The organism is Enterobacter sp. UPMP2061 (assembly GCF_053709615.1).
In genome coordinates, this window is the sequence record NZ_JBSKJP010000003.1 from 14,169 (window position 1) to 29,886 (window position 15,718).

The window sequence follows — 15,718 nt, forward strand, 5'->3', positions numbered from 1 at the left end:
GTTGTCAGGCATTACTGCCGCAACACTTTTTAAATTTTTTTCCTGAACCACAGGGGCAGGGATCGTTACGACCGAATTGCGGACGTGTGCCGTCAATATAATACCATTGCCCGCTGTCCTTTAAGAACCGTGAGCGTTCAATGATGGCACCGGGTTTGTTTTGTTCGCTAAAGCGGGCGACAAAACTGACATAGCCCTCGTTGGCATCGCGCCCGGGAGCGGCTTCAAAGACGGTGAGGCCCAGCCAGACGGTGTTGGCAAATCCGGCTTCAATCTCTTGGCGAAAATCGGCAGCATGGCAGGACGGATGCCAGGTTCTAATCAGGTAGTCTGCGTTTTTGATCACAAAAGCAGTATACCGCGAGCGCATAAGGTGTGACGGGTCTGGTGCAACCTGCTCGCCAGAAAGATATCGCTGGCAACATAGGCTATACTCCAGAGCGCTACTACAGGGGCAGAGTTGAGACACGATTCTCTTCCTGGAATAAAAAATAAGGCGTTAAACGCTTAAGGTAGCAATATGTTAACTGAGCAGGTGCGTTGACGCTATGTCGGGAATCCAGGGGAAGTAAAACAGGGCTAATGAGAAAGGTAAAAATTGGACTGGCGTTGGGCTCAGGTGCAGCCCGGGGTTGGTCACATATTGGCGTTATCAATACCTTAAACCAGATGGGGATTGACGTTGATATTGTCGCAGGATGTTCAATCGGGTCGCTGGTCGGATCCGCGTACGCCTGCGGTAAGCTCCCGGAGCTTGAAAGCTGGGTGCGCTCCTTCAGTTACTGGGATGTGCTGCGCCTGATGGATCTCTCCTGGCAGCGTGGCGGCCTGCTGCGCGGCGAACGCGTGTTCAATCAGTTTCGTAAGATAATGCCCCTCGCTGACTTCAGCCACTGCCAAATGCCTTTCGGTGCCGTTGCAACCAACCTCAGTACGGGCAGGGAGTTATGGCTCACTGAAGGGGATATTCATCTCGCCGTTCGCGCATCCTGTAGCATGCCGGGGTTAATGGCGCCTGTGCCTCACAACGGCTACTGGCTCGTTGATGGGGGCGTAGTGAATCCTGTACCCATCTCTCTGACCCGCGCCATGGGGGCGGATATCGTTATTGCCGTGGATTTACAGCACGACGCACACCTTATGCAGCAAGATTTGATGCCGGTTAATCTTCAGAGCGATGATGCGGAAGAAGAGAAACTTGCCTGGCATGCGCGATTACGCGGCAGAATAGGGCGCCTGACCGCCCGTCGCGCGGTGACCGCGCCGAACGCCATTGAAATCATGACGACCTCTATTCAGATCCTTGAGAATCGCCTGAAGCGAAACCGTATGGCTGGCGATCCTCCGGATATTCTTATTCAACCCTATTGTCCACAAATCTCTACCCTTGATTTCCACCGGGCTGAGGCCGCCATAGCAGCGGGCTCGTTAGCCGTCGAAAAGAAAATAGATGAACTGTTGCCTTTTGTGCGTACAGCACGTTGAGCACTTTTTTGATTACTTCAGCAAAATCTGACAGGCGATAGTACCAATAGCATGCCACTATTGAGTAACTGTCAGCCAGGGGAGGAACCATGACACAGCCATTGGCCGGAAAACATATTTTGATAGTAGAAGACGAGCCCGTTTTCCGATCGCTACTGGATTCGTGGTTATCCTCACTGGGTGCAACCACGTCCCTTGCCGAAGATGGGGTCGAGGCACTGGAAAAAATGGCCAGCATGGCGCCTGATCTGATGATCTGCGACCTTGAGATGCCGCGCATGGACGGATTAATGCTGGTGGAAAACCTGCGTAATGAAGGTTATCAGACACCGATACTGGTGATCTCGGCCACCGAAAATATGGCGGATATTGCTAAGGCGTTGCGTTTAGGTGTGCAGGATATTCTGCTCAAACCGGTTAAAGATTTGAACCGTCTGCGTGAAACGGTGTTGGCCTGCCTGTATCCCAATATGTTTAATTCCCGGGTGGAAGAAGAAGAACGTCTTTTCCAGGACTGGGATGCTTTAGTCAGTAATCCGCTCGCGGCCGCGAAGCTGCTTCAGGAACTTCAGCCGCCGGTGCAGCAAAATATCTCTCATTGCAGAGTAAATTATCGCCAGCTGGTAGCGGCTGACCAGCCTGGACTGGTGCTGGATATTGCGCCGCTATCAGATTCTGACCTCGCTTTTTATTGCCTGGATGTTACCCGGGCGGGAGATAACGGCGTTCTGGCGGCCTTATTACTCCGTGCGCTGTTTAATGGATTGCTACAGGAACAATTATCCCATCAGGGGCAACGACTTCCTGAGTTAGGCAGTTTACTAAAACAGGTCAACCAACTTTTTCGCCAGGCCAATTTGCCGGGGCAGTTCCCGCTTCTGGTTGGCTATTATCACAGCGGGTTGAATAACCTTATTCTGGTCTCTGCGGGTTTAAATGCCACGCTGAATACTGGCGAACACCATATTCAGGTGAGTAACGGCGTGCCGTTGGGTACGCTGGGAAATACTTACCTTAATCAAATTAGCCATCGCTGCACCTCCTGGCAGTGCCAAATTTGGGGTGCCGGAGGGCGGTTACGCTTAATGTTGTCCACGGAGTAAGCAGTCAGATTTTATTTTTCAGATTGCTTTACCTGTGTTTTTGCTGGCAGTGCTACTATCGCTGCAAGTTTCATGCGTATTTGTCTTAATTGATCGGCAACGCGTTCTTTTCAGACCCGTATTAGTGGCTGAGACTGTATACTCAACGCGTTATTCAATGCATAAAAGTTCAAAACTTGAACAGTTCAGGAGAATTTCAATGGCTGCCCTTAATTCGAAAGTCAGAAAGGCCGTTATCCCGGTGGCGGGATTGGGTACCAGGATGTTGCCAGCGACGAAGGCAATCCCAAAAGAGATGCTGCCTCTGGTTGATAAGCCATTAATCCAGTATGTCGTGAATGAATGTATTGCAGCAGGTATCACCGAAATTGTGCTGGTGACGCATTCATCTAAAAACTCTATCGAAAACCATTTCGATACCAGTTTCGAACTCGAAGCAATGCTGGAAAAACGCGTTAAGCGCCAGTTGCTGGAGGAAGTGCAGTCTATTTGCCCTCCACACGTTACCATTATGCAGGTTCGTCAGGGCCTGGCGAAAGGCCTGGGGCACGCAGTATTGTGTGCACACCCGGTAGTGGGTGATGAGCCGGTCGCGGTTATTCTGCCTGACGTGATTCTTGATGAGTACGAGTCCGATCTTTCCCAGGAAAACCTGGCGGAAATGATTAAACGCTTCGACGAAACCGGCAGCAGCCAGATTATGGTTGAGCCAGTCGACGACGTGACCGCTTACGGCGTGGTTGACTGCAAAGGCGTTGACCTGCAGCCTGGCGAAAGCGTACCGATGGTTGGCGTTGTTGAAAAACCTAAAGCGGACGTCGCGCCGTCTAACCTTGCTGTCGTTGGTCGTTACGTACTGAGCGCTGAAATTTGGGCTCTGCTGGCGAAAACGCCTCCGGGTGCGGGCGATGAAATCCAGCTGACGGATGCTATCGATATGCTGATCGAGAAAGAGACCGTGGAAGCCTACCATATGAAAGGTAAGAGCCATGACTGCGGGAATAAGCTCGGTTATATGCAGGCATTCGTCGAATATGGTATTCGCCATAACAGCCTGGGTGAAGAATTTAAAGCCTGGCTCAAAGGTAGCGTGGGTATTAAGTAATAAACTCACAGCCCAGTGAACAAGACCGGTGGAGCGATGTCCACCGGTTTTTTTATGCCTGTCGCTCCGTAATTGGCGGGGGATTGTCAAGGACGTTAAATAGGGAGCCTCACAATATGACAGAATGTAAGGAGATGTTCGGGCGAATATTACAGGCATAAAAAATCCCGCATTAAGCGGGATTTTTCAGAATCTTTCCAGATTAATCCTTGATCAGGAAGTCATCCAGTTGTTTACCTTGTTCGTCCATTGCTTTCTTGATTACAGCAGGAGTACGGCCCTGGCCGGTCCAGGTTTTCTCTTCGCCGTTCTCATCGATGTAGCTATATTTAGCAGGACGTGCCGCGCGTTTTGCTTTGGTACCGGTTTTAGCCGCAGCCATGCTGTTCAGCAATTCGTTTGGATCGATACCATCGGCAATCAGCATTTCACGATACTGTTGCAGTTTACGTGTACGTTCTTCGATTTCAGCCGCAGCAGCGCTTTCTTCTTCACGACGTTCGTTAACTACAACTTCTAATTTTTCGAGCATTTCTTCAAGCGTCTCAAGGGTACATTCTCTTGCCTGCGCACGAAGAGTACGGATGTTGTTCAGAATTTTAAGTGCTTCGCTCATTGTAGTAATCTCAAACTTATAATGGGGGTGGGTTTGTTGTCCTAATAATAGAGCCTTAATTTCACTTGTGCAATAGGTGGGAATGTAAGGAATTCAAAAAATACAAAATAAACGACGCTATTATTAATTACGCTAACTTAAATTTCATTGTTTGTTGGGTCTGTGAGATATCGTTTCAAACGGCAAAAGCGCGTCATTTGCGTGTATGTTTTGTGACTTTTACCTCAGGAATTATAGTTGCGGTTGATAAATATCAGCCTTTTGTATTACCCCGAGTAAGCGCAGCGAAGACAAGAATAGTTAATAAATAGTGAATTTTAATGAACGAAGAAGACACTATAAAAAGAAGTGTTATCTCTGGTTGCGGACTCATCTTATTGTCAGTGTTTAATGCCTTTACTGCCTGTTTTAACGCATTATTTTGCGCCACTCGCGAAGGATTTACTGATGCATGGCAGGCTGGAGAGCGCAGCCCGCCGCTGATGACGGTACAAAATATGGTACAATGATCCATCGGGAATATTACACATTGATTAGGGTTCTTCGGCCAATGGCACAACTTTATTTCTACTATTCGGCAATGAATGCAGGGAAATCGACGGCGTTACTGCAATCCTCATACAATTATCAGGAGCGGGGGATGCGTACCGTTGTTTATACCGCCGAAATCGACGATCGCTTTGGGGCAGGGAAGGTGAGCTCAAGAATAGGGCTCTCGTCGCCTGCAAGGCTGTTTAACCCTGAAACGGACCTGCTGGAGGACATTCGTGCCGAGCATGCCTCTAAGCCTGTCCATTGCGTGCTGGTAGATGAAAGCCAGTTCCTGACCCGAGAGCAGGTCCATGCGCTTTCAGAGGTCGTTGATGAGCTGGATATTCCCGTTCTTTGCTATGGATTACGTACCGATTTTCGTGGGGAGTTATTTGCCGGCAGTCAGTATCTGCTCGCCTGGTCGGATAAGCTGGTTGAGCTGAAAACAATCTGCTTTTGTGGCCGCAAGGCAAGTATGGTTCTTCGCCTGGACCAGTCGGGTAAACCCTATGCTGATGGCGAGCAGGTGGTGATAGGAGGCAATGAACGTTATGTCTCGGTCTGCCGTAAGCATTATAAAGAGGCGCTGGCTGTAGGCTCGCTGACGGCGTTACAGGGCGACAATCGAAAATAATAAGAATGTTTTACGGATCCTCAGATATAAAAAAACCCGCCAGCGGCGGGTTTTTTTATCATACTGTCAATCAAGCATTTTTCTTCGCTTTCTTGTCAGCCTTTACAACTGCGGGGATTTCAACTTTTACGGCAGCGACATCGCTTTCAGTGAAGTTACGACCGTAATAAGTATCCAGCAGGATCTGTTTCAGTTCGGAAATCAGTGGGTAGCGCGGGTTAGCACCAGTACACTGGTCATCGAATGCATCTTCAGACAGCTTATCTACGTGAGCGAGGAAGTCAGCTTCCTGAACGCCTGCTTCGCGGATAGATTTAGGAATACCCAGTTCAGCCTTCAGGCTCTCCAGCCATGCCAGCAGTTTCTCGATCTTCGCGGCAGTACGGTCGCCCGGTGCGCTCAGACCCAGGTGATCTGCGATTTCAGCATAACGACGGCGCGCCTGTGGGCGGTCGTACTGGCTGAATGCAGTCTGCTTGGTTGGGTTGTCGTTGGCGTTATAGCGGATAACGTTGCTGATCAACAGGGCGTTCGCCAGACCGTGAGGAATGTGGAACTGTGAACCCAGCTTGTGCGCCATGGAGTGACAGACACCCAGGAAGGCGTTAGCAAACGCAATGCCCGCGATGGTTGCCGCACTGTGTACACGTTCACGCGCAACAGGGTTTTTCGAACCTTCGTTGTAAGAAGCTGGCAGGTTTTCTTTCAGCAGTTTCAGCGCCTGCAAAGCCTGACCGTCAGAGAACTCAGAAGCCAGTACGGAAACGTAAGCTTCCAGAGCGTGAGTTACCGCATCCAGACCACCGAACGCACACAGTGATTTCGGCATCTCCATGACCAGGTTGGCGTCAACGATAGCCATATCTGGCGTCAGTGCGTAGTCAGCCAGCGGGTATTTCTGACCGGTTGCGTCATCAGTCACAACGGCAAATGGCGTCACTTCTGAACCAGTACCGGAAGTGGTGGTGACGGCGATCATTTTCGCTTTCACACCCATTTTCGGGAACTTGTAGATACGTTTACGGATATCCATAAAGCGCAGCGCCAGTTCTTCGAAGTGAGTTTCCGGATGTTCGTACATCACCCACATAATTTTCGCGGCGTCCATTGGGGAACCGCCACCCAGTGCGATGATCACATCAGGTTTGAAGGAGTTCGCCAGTTCAGCGCCTTTACGTACAACGCTCAGGGTTGGGTCAGCTTCAACTTCAAAGAAGACTTCAGTTTCGACGCCAGCCGCTTTCAGAACAGAGGTGATCTGGTCTGCATAGCCATTGTTGAACAGGAAACGGTCGGTCACGATGAGCGCACGTTTGTGGCCATCAGTAATCACTTCATCCAGCGCGATTGGCAGAGAGCCGCGGCGGAAGTAGATAGATTTCGGAAGTTTGTGCCACAACATGTTTTCAGCTCGCTTAGCAACGGTTTTCTTGTTGATCAGGTGTTTTGGACCAACGTTTTCAGAGATGGAGTTACCACCCCAGGAACCACAACCCAGAGTCAGGGAAGGTGCGAGTTTGAAGTTGTACAGGTCACCGATACCACCCTGAGAAGCAGGGGTGTTGATCAGGATACGTGCCGTCTTCATCTTCTGACCGAAGTAAGCAACACGCTCAGGCTGGTTATCCTGGTCGGTGTACAGGCAAGAGGTGTGGCCGATACCGCCCATCGCCACCAGCTTCTCTGCTTTATCTACCGCGTCATCGAAATCTTTCGCACGGTACATTGCCAGCGTCGGGGAGAGTTTCTCGTGAGCAAACGGCTCACTTTCATCAACGACTTTCACTTCACCAATCAGAATCTTGGTGGTAGCAGGGACGCTAAAGCCAGCGAGCTCAGCGATTTTATACGCAGGCTGACCTACGATAGCCGCGTTCAGCGCACCATTTTTCAGAATCACGTCCTGAACGGCTTTCAGTTCTTTACCTTGCAACAGGTAGCCGCCGTGGCTGGCGAAACGTTCACGAACGGCGTCGTATACCGAATCAACCACGACAACAGACTGTTCAGATGCACAGATAACGCCGTTATCGAAGGTTTTAGACATCAGCACAGAGGCAACAGCACGCTTGATATCAGCCGTTTCGTCGATCACCACAGGGGTATTACCTGCGCCTACGCCGATGGCTGGTTTACCGGAGCTGTACGCAGCTTTAACCATACCAGGACCACCGGTCGCCAGAATCAGGTTAATGTCCGGGTGATGCATCAGGGCGTTGGACAGTTCAACAGAAGGTTGGTCGATCCAGCCGATGAGATCTTTTGGCGCACCCGCCGCAATGGCAGCCTGAAGCACGATATCTGCTGCTTTGTTGGTGGCGTCCTTCGCACGTGGATGCGGGGAGAAAATGATTGCGTTACGTGTCTTCAGACTGATGAGAGATTTGAAGATGGCGGTAGAGGTTGGGTTAGTGGTTGGAACGATACCGCAAATGATGCCGATCGGTTCTGCGATGGTGATGGTGCCGAAAGTATCGTCTTCTGACAGCACACCGCAGGTTTTCTCATCTTTATAGGCGTTGTAGATATACTCTGAAGCAAAGTGGTTTTTGATCACTTTATCTTCAACGATACCCATGCCGGATTCGGCAACAGCCATTTTAGCGAGAGGGATTCGAGCATCAGCAGCAGCCAGAGCGGCCGCGCGGAAGATTTTATCAACCTGTTCTTGGGTGAAATTGGCATATTCACGCTGGGCTTTTTTTACGCGCTCGACGAGGGCGTTCAGTTCAGCGATATTGGTAACAGCCATAATGCTCTCCTGATAATGTTTAAACTCTTTTAGTAAACCAGCGCTCGATACGTCTGACAGTATAGTCAGAGCCGATCCCACTTGCGTAACACACAGTAAAACAAAGGATTACTCACTGCTCCAGCTCACTAATTTACTAAAAGAGCCTTACCTTAGCATCATACCTTTTTGATAGGTGATCTCCCTGGCGGCGTAACCAAGATTACTCACTTCTGAGTACGAAAATTATGATCGAGATCAATTTTGTCCTAAGCTGATACCTTTCAGCAGGGTTATTTTGTGCTAATTATTCTACTGTTAAATAATTAAGTAACTATTGGAAGCAGCGATATCATTGATTACACAAATGTTTAACATCATGAATTGATAACGTTTAAGAACAGATTTCTGGTGAAGTATGCGGCTAAAAAGCGTATCTTCAGCGCGGATTTATCATGACATGCAGTTTCTCCCTGGCCATGCTCAATTGCGGAGCTTAATGTGATTCAAACGCTCTTTGATTTCCCTACATATTTCAAGTTTTTTATCGGCTTGTTTGCTCTGGTTAACCCGGTAGGGATCATCCCTGTCTTCATTAGTATGACCAGCTATCAGACGGCTGCGGCACGAAATAAAACCAACCTGACGGCAAACCTGTCGGTGGCGATCATCCTACTTACCTCTCTTTATCTCGGGGACGCCATTCTTCAGGTCTTCGGCATCTCGATTGATTCGTTCCGTATAGCAGGCGGGATCCTGGTGGTGACGATTGCCATGTCGATGATCAGCGGCAAGCTGGGGGAGGATAAACAGAACAAGCAGGAAAAATCAGAGACAGCTATCCGCGAGAGCATCGGGGTCGTGCCACTGGCACTGCCGCTGATGGCGGGCCCGGGGGCGATCAGTTCCACTATTGTCTGGGGAACGCGCTACCACAGCCTGATGCACCTGATTGGCTTTTCCGTCGCTATTGCGCTGTTCGCGCTGTGCTGCTGGGGTGTATTTCGTATGGCGCCATGGCTGGTTCGCTTGCTGGGACAAACGGGCATCAACGTGATTACCCGTATCATGGGTCTGTTGTTAATGGCGTTGGGCATCGAATTTATCGTTACCGGTATTAAAAGTATATTCCCCGGGTTAGTACACTGACTTTCATTTGAAAGAGCGGAGCCAGCGGCTCCGTTTTTTTTACGTGATTATCTGCAAATCATATAAATAAAGTTGAAATAGGCGCCAGTCATAATAAGTTCTACTAATAATCCTCTTCTGTTGTTTTTCAAGGGGTTGTTTATTTTCATTTCCCCTTGCCGCGCATAAATCCCTCAAACCCTCTGTTATTTTACTCACATGATACTCTGGGGCTTGCTGACAGATAACCGAAATGATATTAGTAATTTCGACGCTGACTCAGACGAATGTGCTAAATAATAATCAATTGTTAAATTATCGTGAAAAATCGTTCAGCTAAGCTTTGTCGTCGCGTTTGTAGCAACAAAATTTCTTATCTGTATGAATTACATCTCTTTTTGTTGATTTCGGCGTAAGCCAGGGTTGGCACCATAGTTATGCCAGCCATCGTAAAAGAGAAATGCTTAACAAATTTGCAAAATGTATTGGCGAGAGATGGCACCATTTGGTACTTTCCGGCCTTATATTTTGCAGCATTAAACAAGTTGATGAGAACTATTTTCATATAGCCCTCACATAAGATATCCAACGCATCTCTCTGACAGGGGAGAGGTGTAAAGAATCGACGCAAGACCGCCGTACGAGCGGTCAGTAATAATGAAGTCGGTGATAGCAAGAAGTAAAAAAAGAACCTGACAGTAGCAAAAAAAACTCCTGCGCTGTACAGGCCCCAACAGGGGATTACACAACTGGCGAAGGCCGGTCATTATAATGAGTGGAGTATCAACACAATGTCCATCATCACAAAAAAAAGTCTGGTAGCGGCGGGGATTTTAACTGCGCTAATCGCGGGCAACGCTGCAATGGCTGCGGACGTTCCTGCTGGTGTTCAGCTGGCTGAGAAGCAAACGCTGGTACGTAATAACGGTGCGGAAGTGCAGTCTCTTGATCCGCACAAAATTGAAGGTGTTCCAGAGTCTAACGTTAACCGCGATCTGTTTGAAGGTCTGCTGGTGACTGACGTAGACGGCCACCCGGCTCCGGGCGTGGCGGAAAAATGGGACAACAAAGATTTTAAAGTCTGGACCTTCCATCTGCGTAAAGATGCGAAATGGTCCGACGGTACGCCGGTTACCGCCGAAGATTTCGTCTATAGCTGGCAGCGTCTGGCGGATCCGAATACCGCCTCCCCGTATGCGAGTTACCTCCAGTATGGCCATATTGCCAATATCGATGACATCATCACGGGTAAAAAGCCAGTTACCGACCTGGGCGTAAAAGCCATCGATGCCAACACCTTTGAAGTGACGTTGAGCGAACCTGTTCCGTACTTCTATAAGCTGCTGGTTCACCCGTCCGTCTCCCCGGTACCAAAATCCGCAGTAGAAAAATTTGGTGAAAAATGGACGCAGCCTGCGAATATCGTGACCAACGGTGCATATAAGCTGAAGGACTGGGTCGTTAACGAACGTATGGTGCTGGAGCGCAACCCGCAGTATTGGGATAATGCGAAGACCGTTATCAATCAGGTCACCTACCTGCCAATCTCTTCTGAAGTGACGGACGTAAACCGCTACCGCAGCGGTGAAATCGACATGACCTATAACAATATGCCGATTGAACTGTTCCAGAAGCTGAAAAAAGAGATACCTAAAGAAGTTCACGTCGATCCGTATCTGTGCACCTACTATTACGAAATTAACAACCAGAAAGCACCGTTCACCGATGTACGTGTTCGTACCGCACTGAAGCTGGCTCTGGATCGCGACATTATCGTGAATAAAGTGAAGAATCAGGGCGACCTGCCGGCTTACAGCTACACCCCGCCTTACACCGACGGTATGAAGCTGGTTGAACCTGAATGGTTCAAATGGTCCCAGGAAAAACGTAACGAAGAAGCGAAAAAACTGCTGGCTGAAGCTGGCTATACCGCCGACAAGCCGCTGACCTTTAGCCTGCTGTACAACACCTCCGATCTGCATAAAAAGCTGGCTATTGCCGTCGCGTCAATCTGGAAGAAAAACCTCGGCGTGAACGTGAAGCTGGAAAACCAGGAATGGAAAACCTTCCTCGATACGCGCCACCAGGGAACCTTTGACGTGGCTCGTGCAGGATGGTGTGCGGACTATAACGAACCGACCTCATTCCTGAACACCATGCTGAGCGACAGTTCGAACAATACCGCACACTATAAGAGCCCGGCGTTTGATAAGCTGATTGGCGAAACCCTGAAGGTGGCAGATGACGCCCAGCGCGCCGATCTGTACGCGAAATCAGAACAACAGCTCGATAAAGACTCTGCGATCGTTCCGGTTTACTACTACGTTAACGCCCGCCTGGTGAAACCATGGGTAGGGGGTTATACCGGTAAAGACCCGTTGGATAATATTTCCGTTAAGAATCTTTATATTATCAAGCATTAATGGCAATACGTGGGGCGAGCGAGCTTGCCCCACTGTGTCTATTTTGTAACATTCATCAGGCACACGCCAGAAGGTACGGGCAATGTTGAAATTTATCCTGCGTCGCTGTCTTGAAGCGATTCCAACGTTATTTATTCTAATTACAATTTCCTTCTTCATGATGCGTCTTGCACCGGGCAGTCCTTTTACCGGTGAACGCACGCTTCCGCCAGAAGTTATGGCCAACATCGAAGCGAAATACCATTTAAACGATCCTATCACCACGCAGTACTTCAACTATCTGAAGCAGCTTGCACACGGTGATTTTGGTCCGTCATTTAAATATAAAGACTATTCCGTTAACGACCTGGTGGCGTCCAGCTTCCCGGTATCGGCTAAATTAGGGGCTGCTGCATTTATCCTGGCCGTTGTTCTCGGTGTCACTGCGGGCGTTATCGCTGCGCTAAAACAAAATACCCGATGGGATTACGCCGTAATGGGGGTCGCAATGACCGGGGTGGTTATCCCCAGCTTCGTTGTCGCGCCGTTGCTGGTCATGATATTCGCCATAACCCTGAAATGGCTTCCCGGGGGCGGCTGGAACGGCGGGGCGCTGAAGTTCATGATATTGCCGATGGTGGCATTATCTCTGGCCTACATCGCCAGCATCGCCCGTATTACCCGCGGTTCAATGATTGAAGTCCTGCACTCGAACTTCATCCGTACCGCCCGTGCGAAAGGGCTGCCGATGCGCCGGATTATTTTCCGTCATGCCCTCAAGCCTGCACTGTTACCGGTACTCTCCTATATGGGTCCGGCTTTTGTCGGCATTATCACGGGTTCAATGGTGATTGAAACCATTTATGGCCTGCCGGGCATCGGGCAGCTGTTTGTTAACGGGGCGCTTAACCGTGACTATTCGCTGGTGCTGAGCCTGACGATCCTCGTGGGCGCGCTGACCATTCTGTTTAATGCCGTTGTCGATGTGCTATATGCCGTTATCGACCCGAAAATCCGTTACTAACTGGAGCACGCCATGATGTTGAGTAAGAAAAACAGCGAGGCGCTGGAAAACTTCAGTGAAAAGCTGGAGGTCGAAGGTCGTAGCCTTTGGCAGGACGCCCGCCGTCGTTTTATGCATAACCGTGCCGCCGTTGCCAGCCTGGTCGTGCTGGTGCTTATCGCGCTGTTCGTAACCCTGGCACCAATGCTCTCCCAGTTCACCTATTTCGATACGGACTGGGGCATGATGTCCAGCGCGCCGGATATGGAATCCGGGCACTATTTCGGCACCGACTCCTCCGGGCGTGATTTGCTGGTGCGTGTGGCGATTGGCGGCCGTATCTCCCTGATGGTTGGCATCGCGGCGGCGCTGGTGGCGGTGATTGTCGGCACGCTTTACGGCTCGCTTTCCGGTTACCTCGGCGGGAAAGTGGACTCCGTGATGATGCGTCTGCTAGAAATCCTGAACTCCTTCCCGTTCATGTTCTTCGTCATTCTGCTGGTGACCTTCTTTGGTCAAAATATCCTGCTGATCTTCGTGGCGATCGGGATGGTGTCCTGGCTGGATATGGCGCGTATTGTGCGCGGCCAGACGCTGAGCCTTAAACGTAAGGAGTTTATCGAAGCCGCACAGGTTGGTGGCGTTTCTACCGCCAATATTGTGGTGCGTCATATCGTTCCTAACGTGCTGGGCGTGGTGGTGGTGTACGCCTCCCTGCTGGTGCCAAGTATGATCCTGTTTGAATCTTTCCTGAGCTTCCTGGGATTAGGTACGCAAGAGCCGTTGAGTAGCTGGGGCGCTCTGTTAAGTGATGGCGCAAACTCCATGGAAGTGTCACCGTGGTTACTGCTGTATCCGGCGGGCTTCCTGGTCGTCACCCTGTTCTGTTTCAACTTTATCGGCGATGGCCTGCGTGATGCCCTCGACCCGAAAGACCGTTAAGGAGCGCCGTCATGACCATTATTGAAACGGCAACCGCGCCACAGGCGCAACAGCGGACCAGCGCACTGCTGGACGTTAAAGACCTCCGCGTGACGTTTAAAACCCCCGACGGTGATGTTACTGCCGTTAACGATCTCAACTTCGACCTGCGTGCCGGTGAAACGCTGGGCATTGTGGGCGAATCCGGTTCCGGTAAATCCCAGACCGCATTCGCGCTGATGGGCCTGCTGGCGTCAAACGGCGTGATCGGCGGTTCGGCGACGTTTAACGGGAAAGAGATCCTGAATTTGCCGGAACATGAGCTGAACAAGCTGCGCGCCGAGCAGATTTCAATGATTTTCCAGGATCCGATGACGTCCCTGAACCCCTATATGCGGGTGGGCGAACAGCTGATGGAAGTGCTGATGCTTCACAAGGGGCTGGGTAAAGCCGAAGCGTTTGAAGAGTCCGTCAAAATGCTGGATGCGGTGAAAATGCCTGAAGCACGCAAGCGCATGCGCATGTATCCGCACGAGTTTTCCGGCGGTATGCGTCAGCGCGTTATGATCGCGATGGCATTGCTTTGCCGGCCAAAACTGCTGATCGCTGATGAACCAACCACCGCCCTGGACGTGACCGTTCAGGCGCAGATCATGACGTTGCTGAACGAGCTGAAGCGCGAGTTCAACACCGCCATCATTATGATCACCCACGATTTAGGCGTCGTTGCCGGGATCTGCGACAAAGTGTTAGTCATGTATGCAGGCCGCACGATGGAATACGGTAATGCCCGCGATGTGTTCTACCAGCCAGCCCATCCGTACTCTATCGGGCTGCTGAATGCCGTTCCGCGTCTTGATGCGGAAGGGGAGTCGCTGCTGACTATCCCGGGTAACCCGCCTAACCTGCTGCGTCTGCCAAAAGGCTGCCCGTTCCAGCCGCGTTGTCCGCATGCGATGGAAATCTGTAACAGCGCACCGCCGCTGGAAGCGTTTGCCCCAGGCCGTCTGCGTGCCTGCTTTAAGCCGCTGGAGGAGCTGGTATGAACGCAATCGACGAAAAAAGAAATGTGCTGCTCGAAATCGCTGACCTGAAGGTCCATTTCGATATCAAAGACGGTAAACAGTGGTTCTGGCAGCCTGCCAAAACCCTGAAAGCGGTGGATGGCGTCACGCTACGCCTGTACGAAGGCGAGACCCTGGGCGTGGTAGGCGAATCCGGCTGCGGCAAATCGACGTTTGCGCGGGCGATCATCGGCCTGGTGAAGGCCACCGACGGGAAAGTGGCCTGGCTTGGCAAAGATCTGCTGGGGATGAAGCCGGATGAATGGCGCGACGTGCGCAGCGACATCCAGATGATTTTCCAGGATCCACTTGCGTCCCTGAACCCGCGTATGACCATTGGCGAAATCATTGCCGAGCCGCTGCGCACCTATCATCCGAAGATGCCGCGCCAGGAAATTCGCGATCGGGTGAAAGCGATGATGCTCAAGGTGGGTCTGCTGCCTAACCTCATCAACCGCTACCCACACGAGTTTTCCGGCGGTCAGTGCCAGCGTATCGGTATCGCACGCGCGTTGATCCTTGAACCAAAACTGATTATCTGTGATGAGCCGGTTTCGGCGCTGGACGTTTCCATCCAGGCCCAGGTGGTTAACCTGCTACAGAAACTGCAACGGGAAATGGGGCTGTCGCTGATCTTCATCGCCCACGATCTGGCGGTGGTAAAACACATTTCGGACCGTGTGCTGGTCATGTATCTGGGCCACGCCGTGGAGCTGGGCACGTATGATGAGGTGTACCACAATCCTCTGCACCCTTATACCAAAGCGCTGATGTCTGCGGTTCCCGTTCCGGACCCCGATCTGGAAAAAAATAAAACCATTCAGCTTCTGGAAGGTGAACTGCCTTCGCCAATCAACCCGCCTTCAGGCTGCGTATTCCGTACTCGATGCCCAATAGCCGGGCCAGAATGTGCAAAAACACGGCCGGTTCTGGAGGGCAGTTTCCGACATGCGGTTTCCTGCCTGAAAGTAGACCCGTTATAATCGCAAGGGCTG

14 protein-coding genes are annotated in these 15,718 nt (G+C 50.8%); 11 read left to right on the forward strand and 3 right to left on the reverse strand.

All coding sequences use genetic code 11. The annotated features are described in order from the left end of the window. Positions 1-4 precede the first annotated feature (4 nt). Entirely contained in the window at positions 5-469 is a 465-nt protein-coding gene (locus tag ACWKXX_RS08845) for a YchJ family protein (RefSeq protein ID WP_261666196.1), read from the reverse strand. 113 nt (positions 470-582) lie between these two features. Between ACWKXX_RS08845 and rssA the strand changes: the two genes are divergently transcribed. From rssA to galU, 3 genes are all read left to right on the forward strand, one after another. After that, positions 583-1,485: a patatin-like phospholipase RssA gene (rssA, locus tag ACWKXX_RS08850; RefSeq protein ID WP_017384239.1), complete on the forward strand. Its 903-nt coding sequence runs from the start codon at positions 583-585 to the stop codon at positions 1,483-1,485. A gap of 89 nt (positions 1,486-1,574) precedes the next feature. After that, a complete protein-coding gene (rssB, locus tag ACWKXX_RS08855; protein ID WP_003856721.1) occupies positions 1,575-2,588 on the forward strand; it encodes a two-component system response regulator RssB in 1,014 nt (337 codons plus the stop codon). 199 nt (positions 2,589-2,787) lie between these two features. Then, positions 2,788-3,693, forward strand: coding sequence for a UTP--glucose-1-phosphate uridylyltransferase GalU (gene galU / locus ACWKXX_RS08860; protein WP_003856723.1), 906 nt, complete (start codon positions 2,788-2,790; stop codon positions 3,691-3,693). Between the two features lie 202 nt (positions 3,694-3,895). Here galU and hns read toward each other — a convergent pair whose 3' ends face one another. Further along, the gene (gene hns, locus ACWKXX_RS08865; protein ID WP_003856724.1) at positions 3,896-4,309 is read right to left on the reverse strand and encodes a histone-like nucleoid-structuring protein H-NS; all 414 of its coding nucleotides are present in this window, start codon (positions 4,307-4,309) and stop codon (positions 3,896-3,898) included. Between the two features lie 320 nt (positions 4,310-4,629). Here hns and ACWKXX_RS08870 point away from each other — a divergent pair, with 320 nt between their 5' ends. Together ACWKXX_RS08870 and tdk are read left to right on the forward strand one after the other, a co-directional pair. Then, complete coding sequence (locus ACWKXX_RS08870) at positions 4,630-4,818, forward strand: hypothetical protein (protein ID WP_261666197.1); 189 nt, start codon at positions 4,630-4,632, stop codon at positions 4,816-4,818. A gap of 41 nt (positions 4,819-4,859) precedes the next feature. Further along, positions 4,860-5,474, forward strand: coding sequence for a thymidine kinase (gene tdk, locus ACWKXX_RS08875; RefSeq protein WP_003856726.1), 615 nt, complete (start codon positions 4,860-4,862; stop codon positions 5,472-5,474). A 70-nt stretch (positions 5,475-5,544) separates the two neighbouring features. Here the strand turns inward: tdk and adhE are convergent, their stop codons facing one another. Then, positions 5,545-8,226 (reverse strand): bifunctional acetaldehyde-CoA/alcohol dehydrogenase, encoded by a 2,682-nt coding sequence (gene adhE, locus ACWKXX_RS08880; protein WP_032103375.1) that lies wholly within the window; start codon positions 8,224-8,226, stop codon positions 5,545-5,547. A 480-nt stretch (positions 8,227-8,706) separates the two neighbouring features. Between adhE and ACWKXX_RS08885 the strand changes: the two genes are divergently transcribed. From ACWKXX_RS08885 to oppF, 6 genes are all read left to right on the forward strand, one after another. Continuing rightward, positions 8,707-9,354, forward strand: a complete 648-nt coding sequence (locus ACWKXX_RS08885) for a YchE family NAAT transporter (protein WP_017384236.1) — start codon at positions 8,707-8,709, stop codon at positions 9,352-9,354. A 770-nt stretch (positions 9,355-10,124) separates the two neighbouring features. Beyond that, positions 10,125-11,756 (forward strand): oligopeptide ABC transporter substrate-binding protein OppA, encoded by a 1,632-nt coding sequence (gene oppA / locus ACWKXX_RS08890; RefSeq protein WP_003856736.1) that lies wholly within the window; start codon positions 10,125-10,127, stop codon positions 11,754-11,756. Between the two features lie 82 nt (positions 11,757-11,838). Further along, complete coding sequence (gene oppB, locus ACWKXX_RS08895) at positions 11,839-12,759, forward strand: oligopeptide ABC transporter permease OppB (RefSeq protein ID WP_003856738.1); 921 nt, start codon at positions 11,839-11,841, stop codon at positions 12,757-12,759. 12 nt (positions 12,760-12,771) lie between these two features. Beyond that, positions 12,772-13,680 carry an oligopeptide ABC transporter permease OppC gene (gene oppC, locus ACWKXX_RS08900; RefSeq protein WP_003856740.1) on the forward strand — a complete coding sequence of 303 codons (909 nt, stop codon included), beginning with the start codon at positions 12,772-12,774 and terminating at the stop codon, positions 13,678-13,680. Positions 13,681-13,691: 11 nt separating this feature from the next. After that, positions 13,692-14,705, forward strand: a complete 1,014-nt coding sequence (gene oppD / locus ACWKXX_RS08905; protein ID WP_017384234.1) for an ABC transporter ATP-binding protein — start codon at positions 13,692-13,694, stop codon at positions 14,703-14,705. Then, the gene (gene oppF, locus ACWKXX_RS08910) at positions 14,702-15,706 is read left to right on the forward strand and encodes a murein tripeptide/oligopeptide ABC transporter ATP-binding protein OppF (protein WP_017384233.1); all 1,005 of its coding nucleotides are present in this window, start codon (positions 14,702-14,704) and stop codon (positions 15,704-15,706) included. The genes oppD and oppF overlap by 4 nt, the downstream gene beginning before the upstream one ends. Positions 15,707-15,718 lie beyond the last annotated feature (12 nt).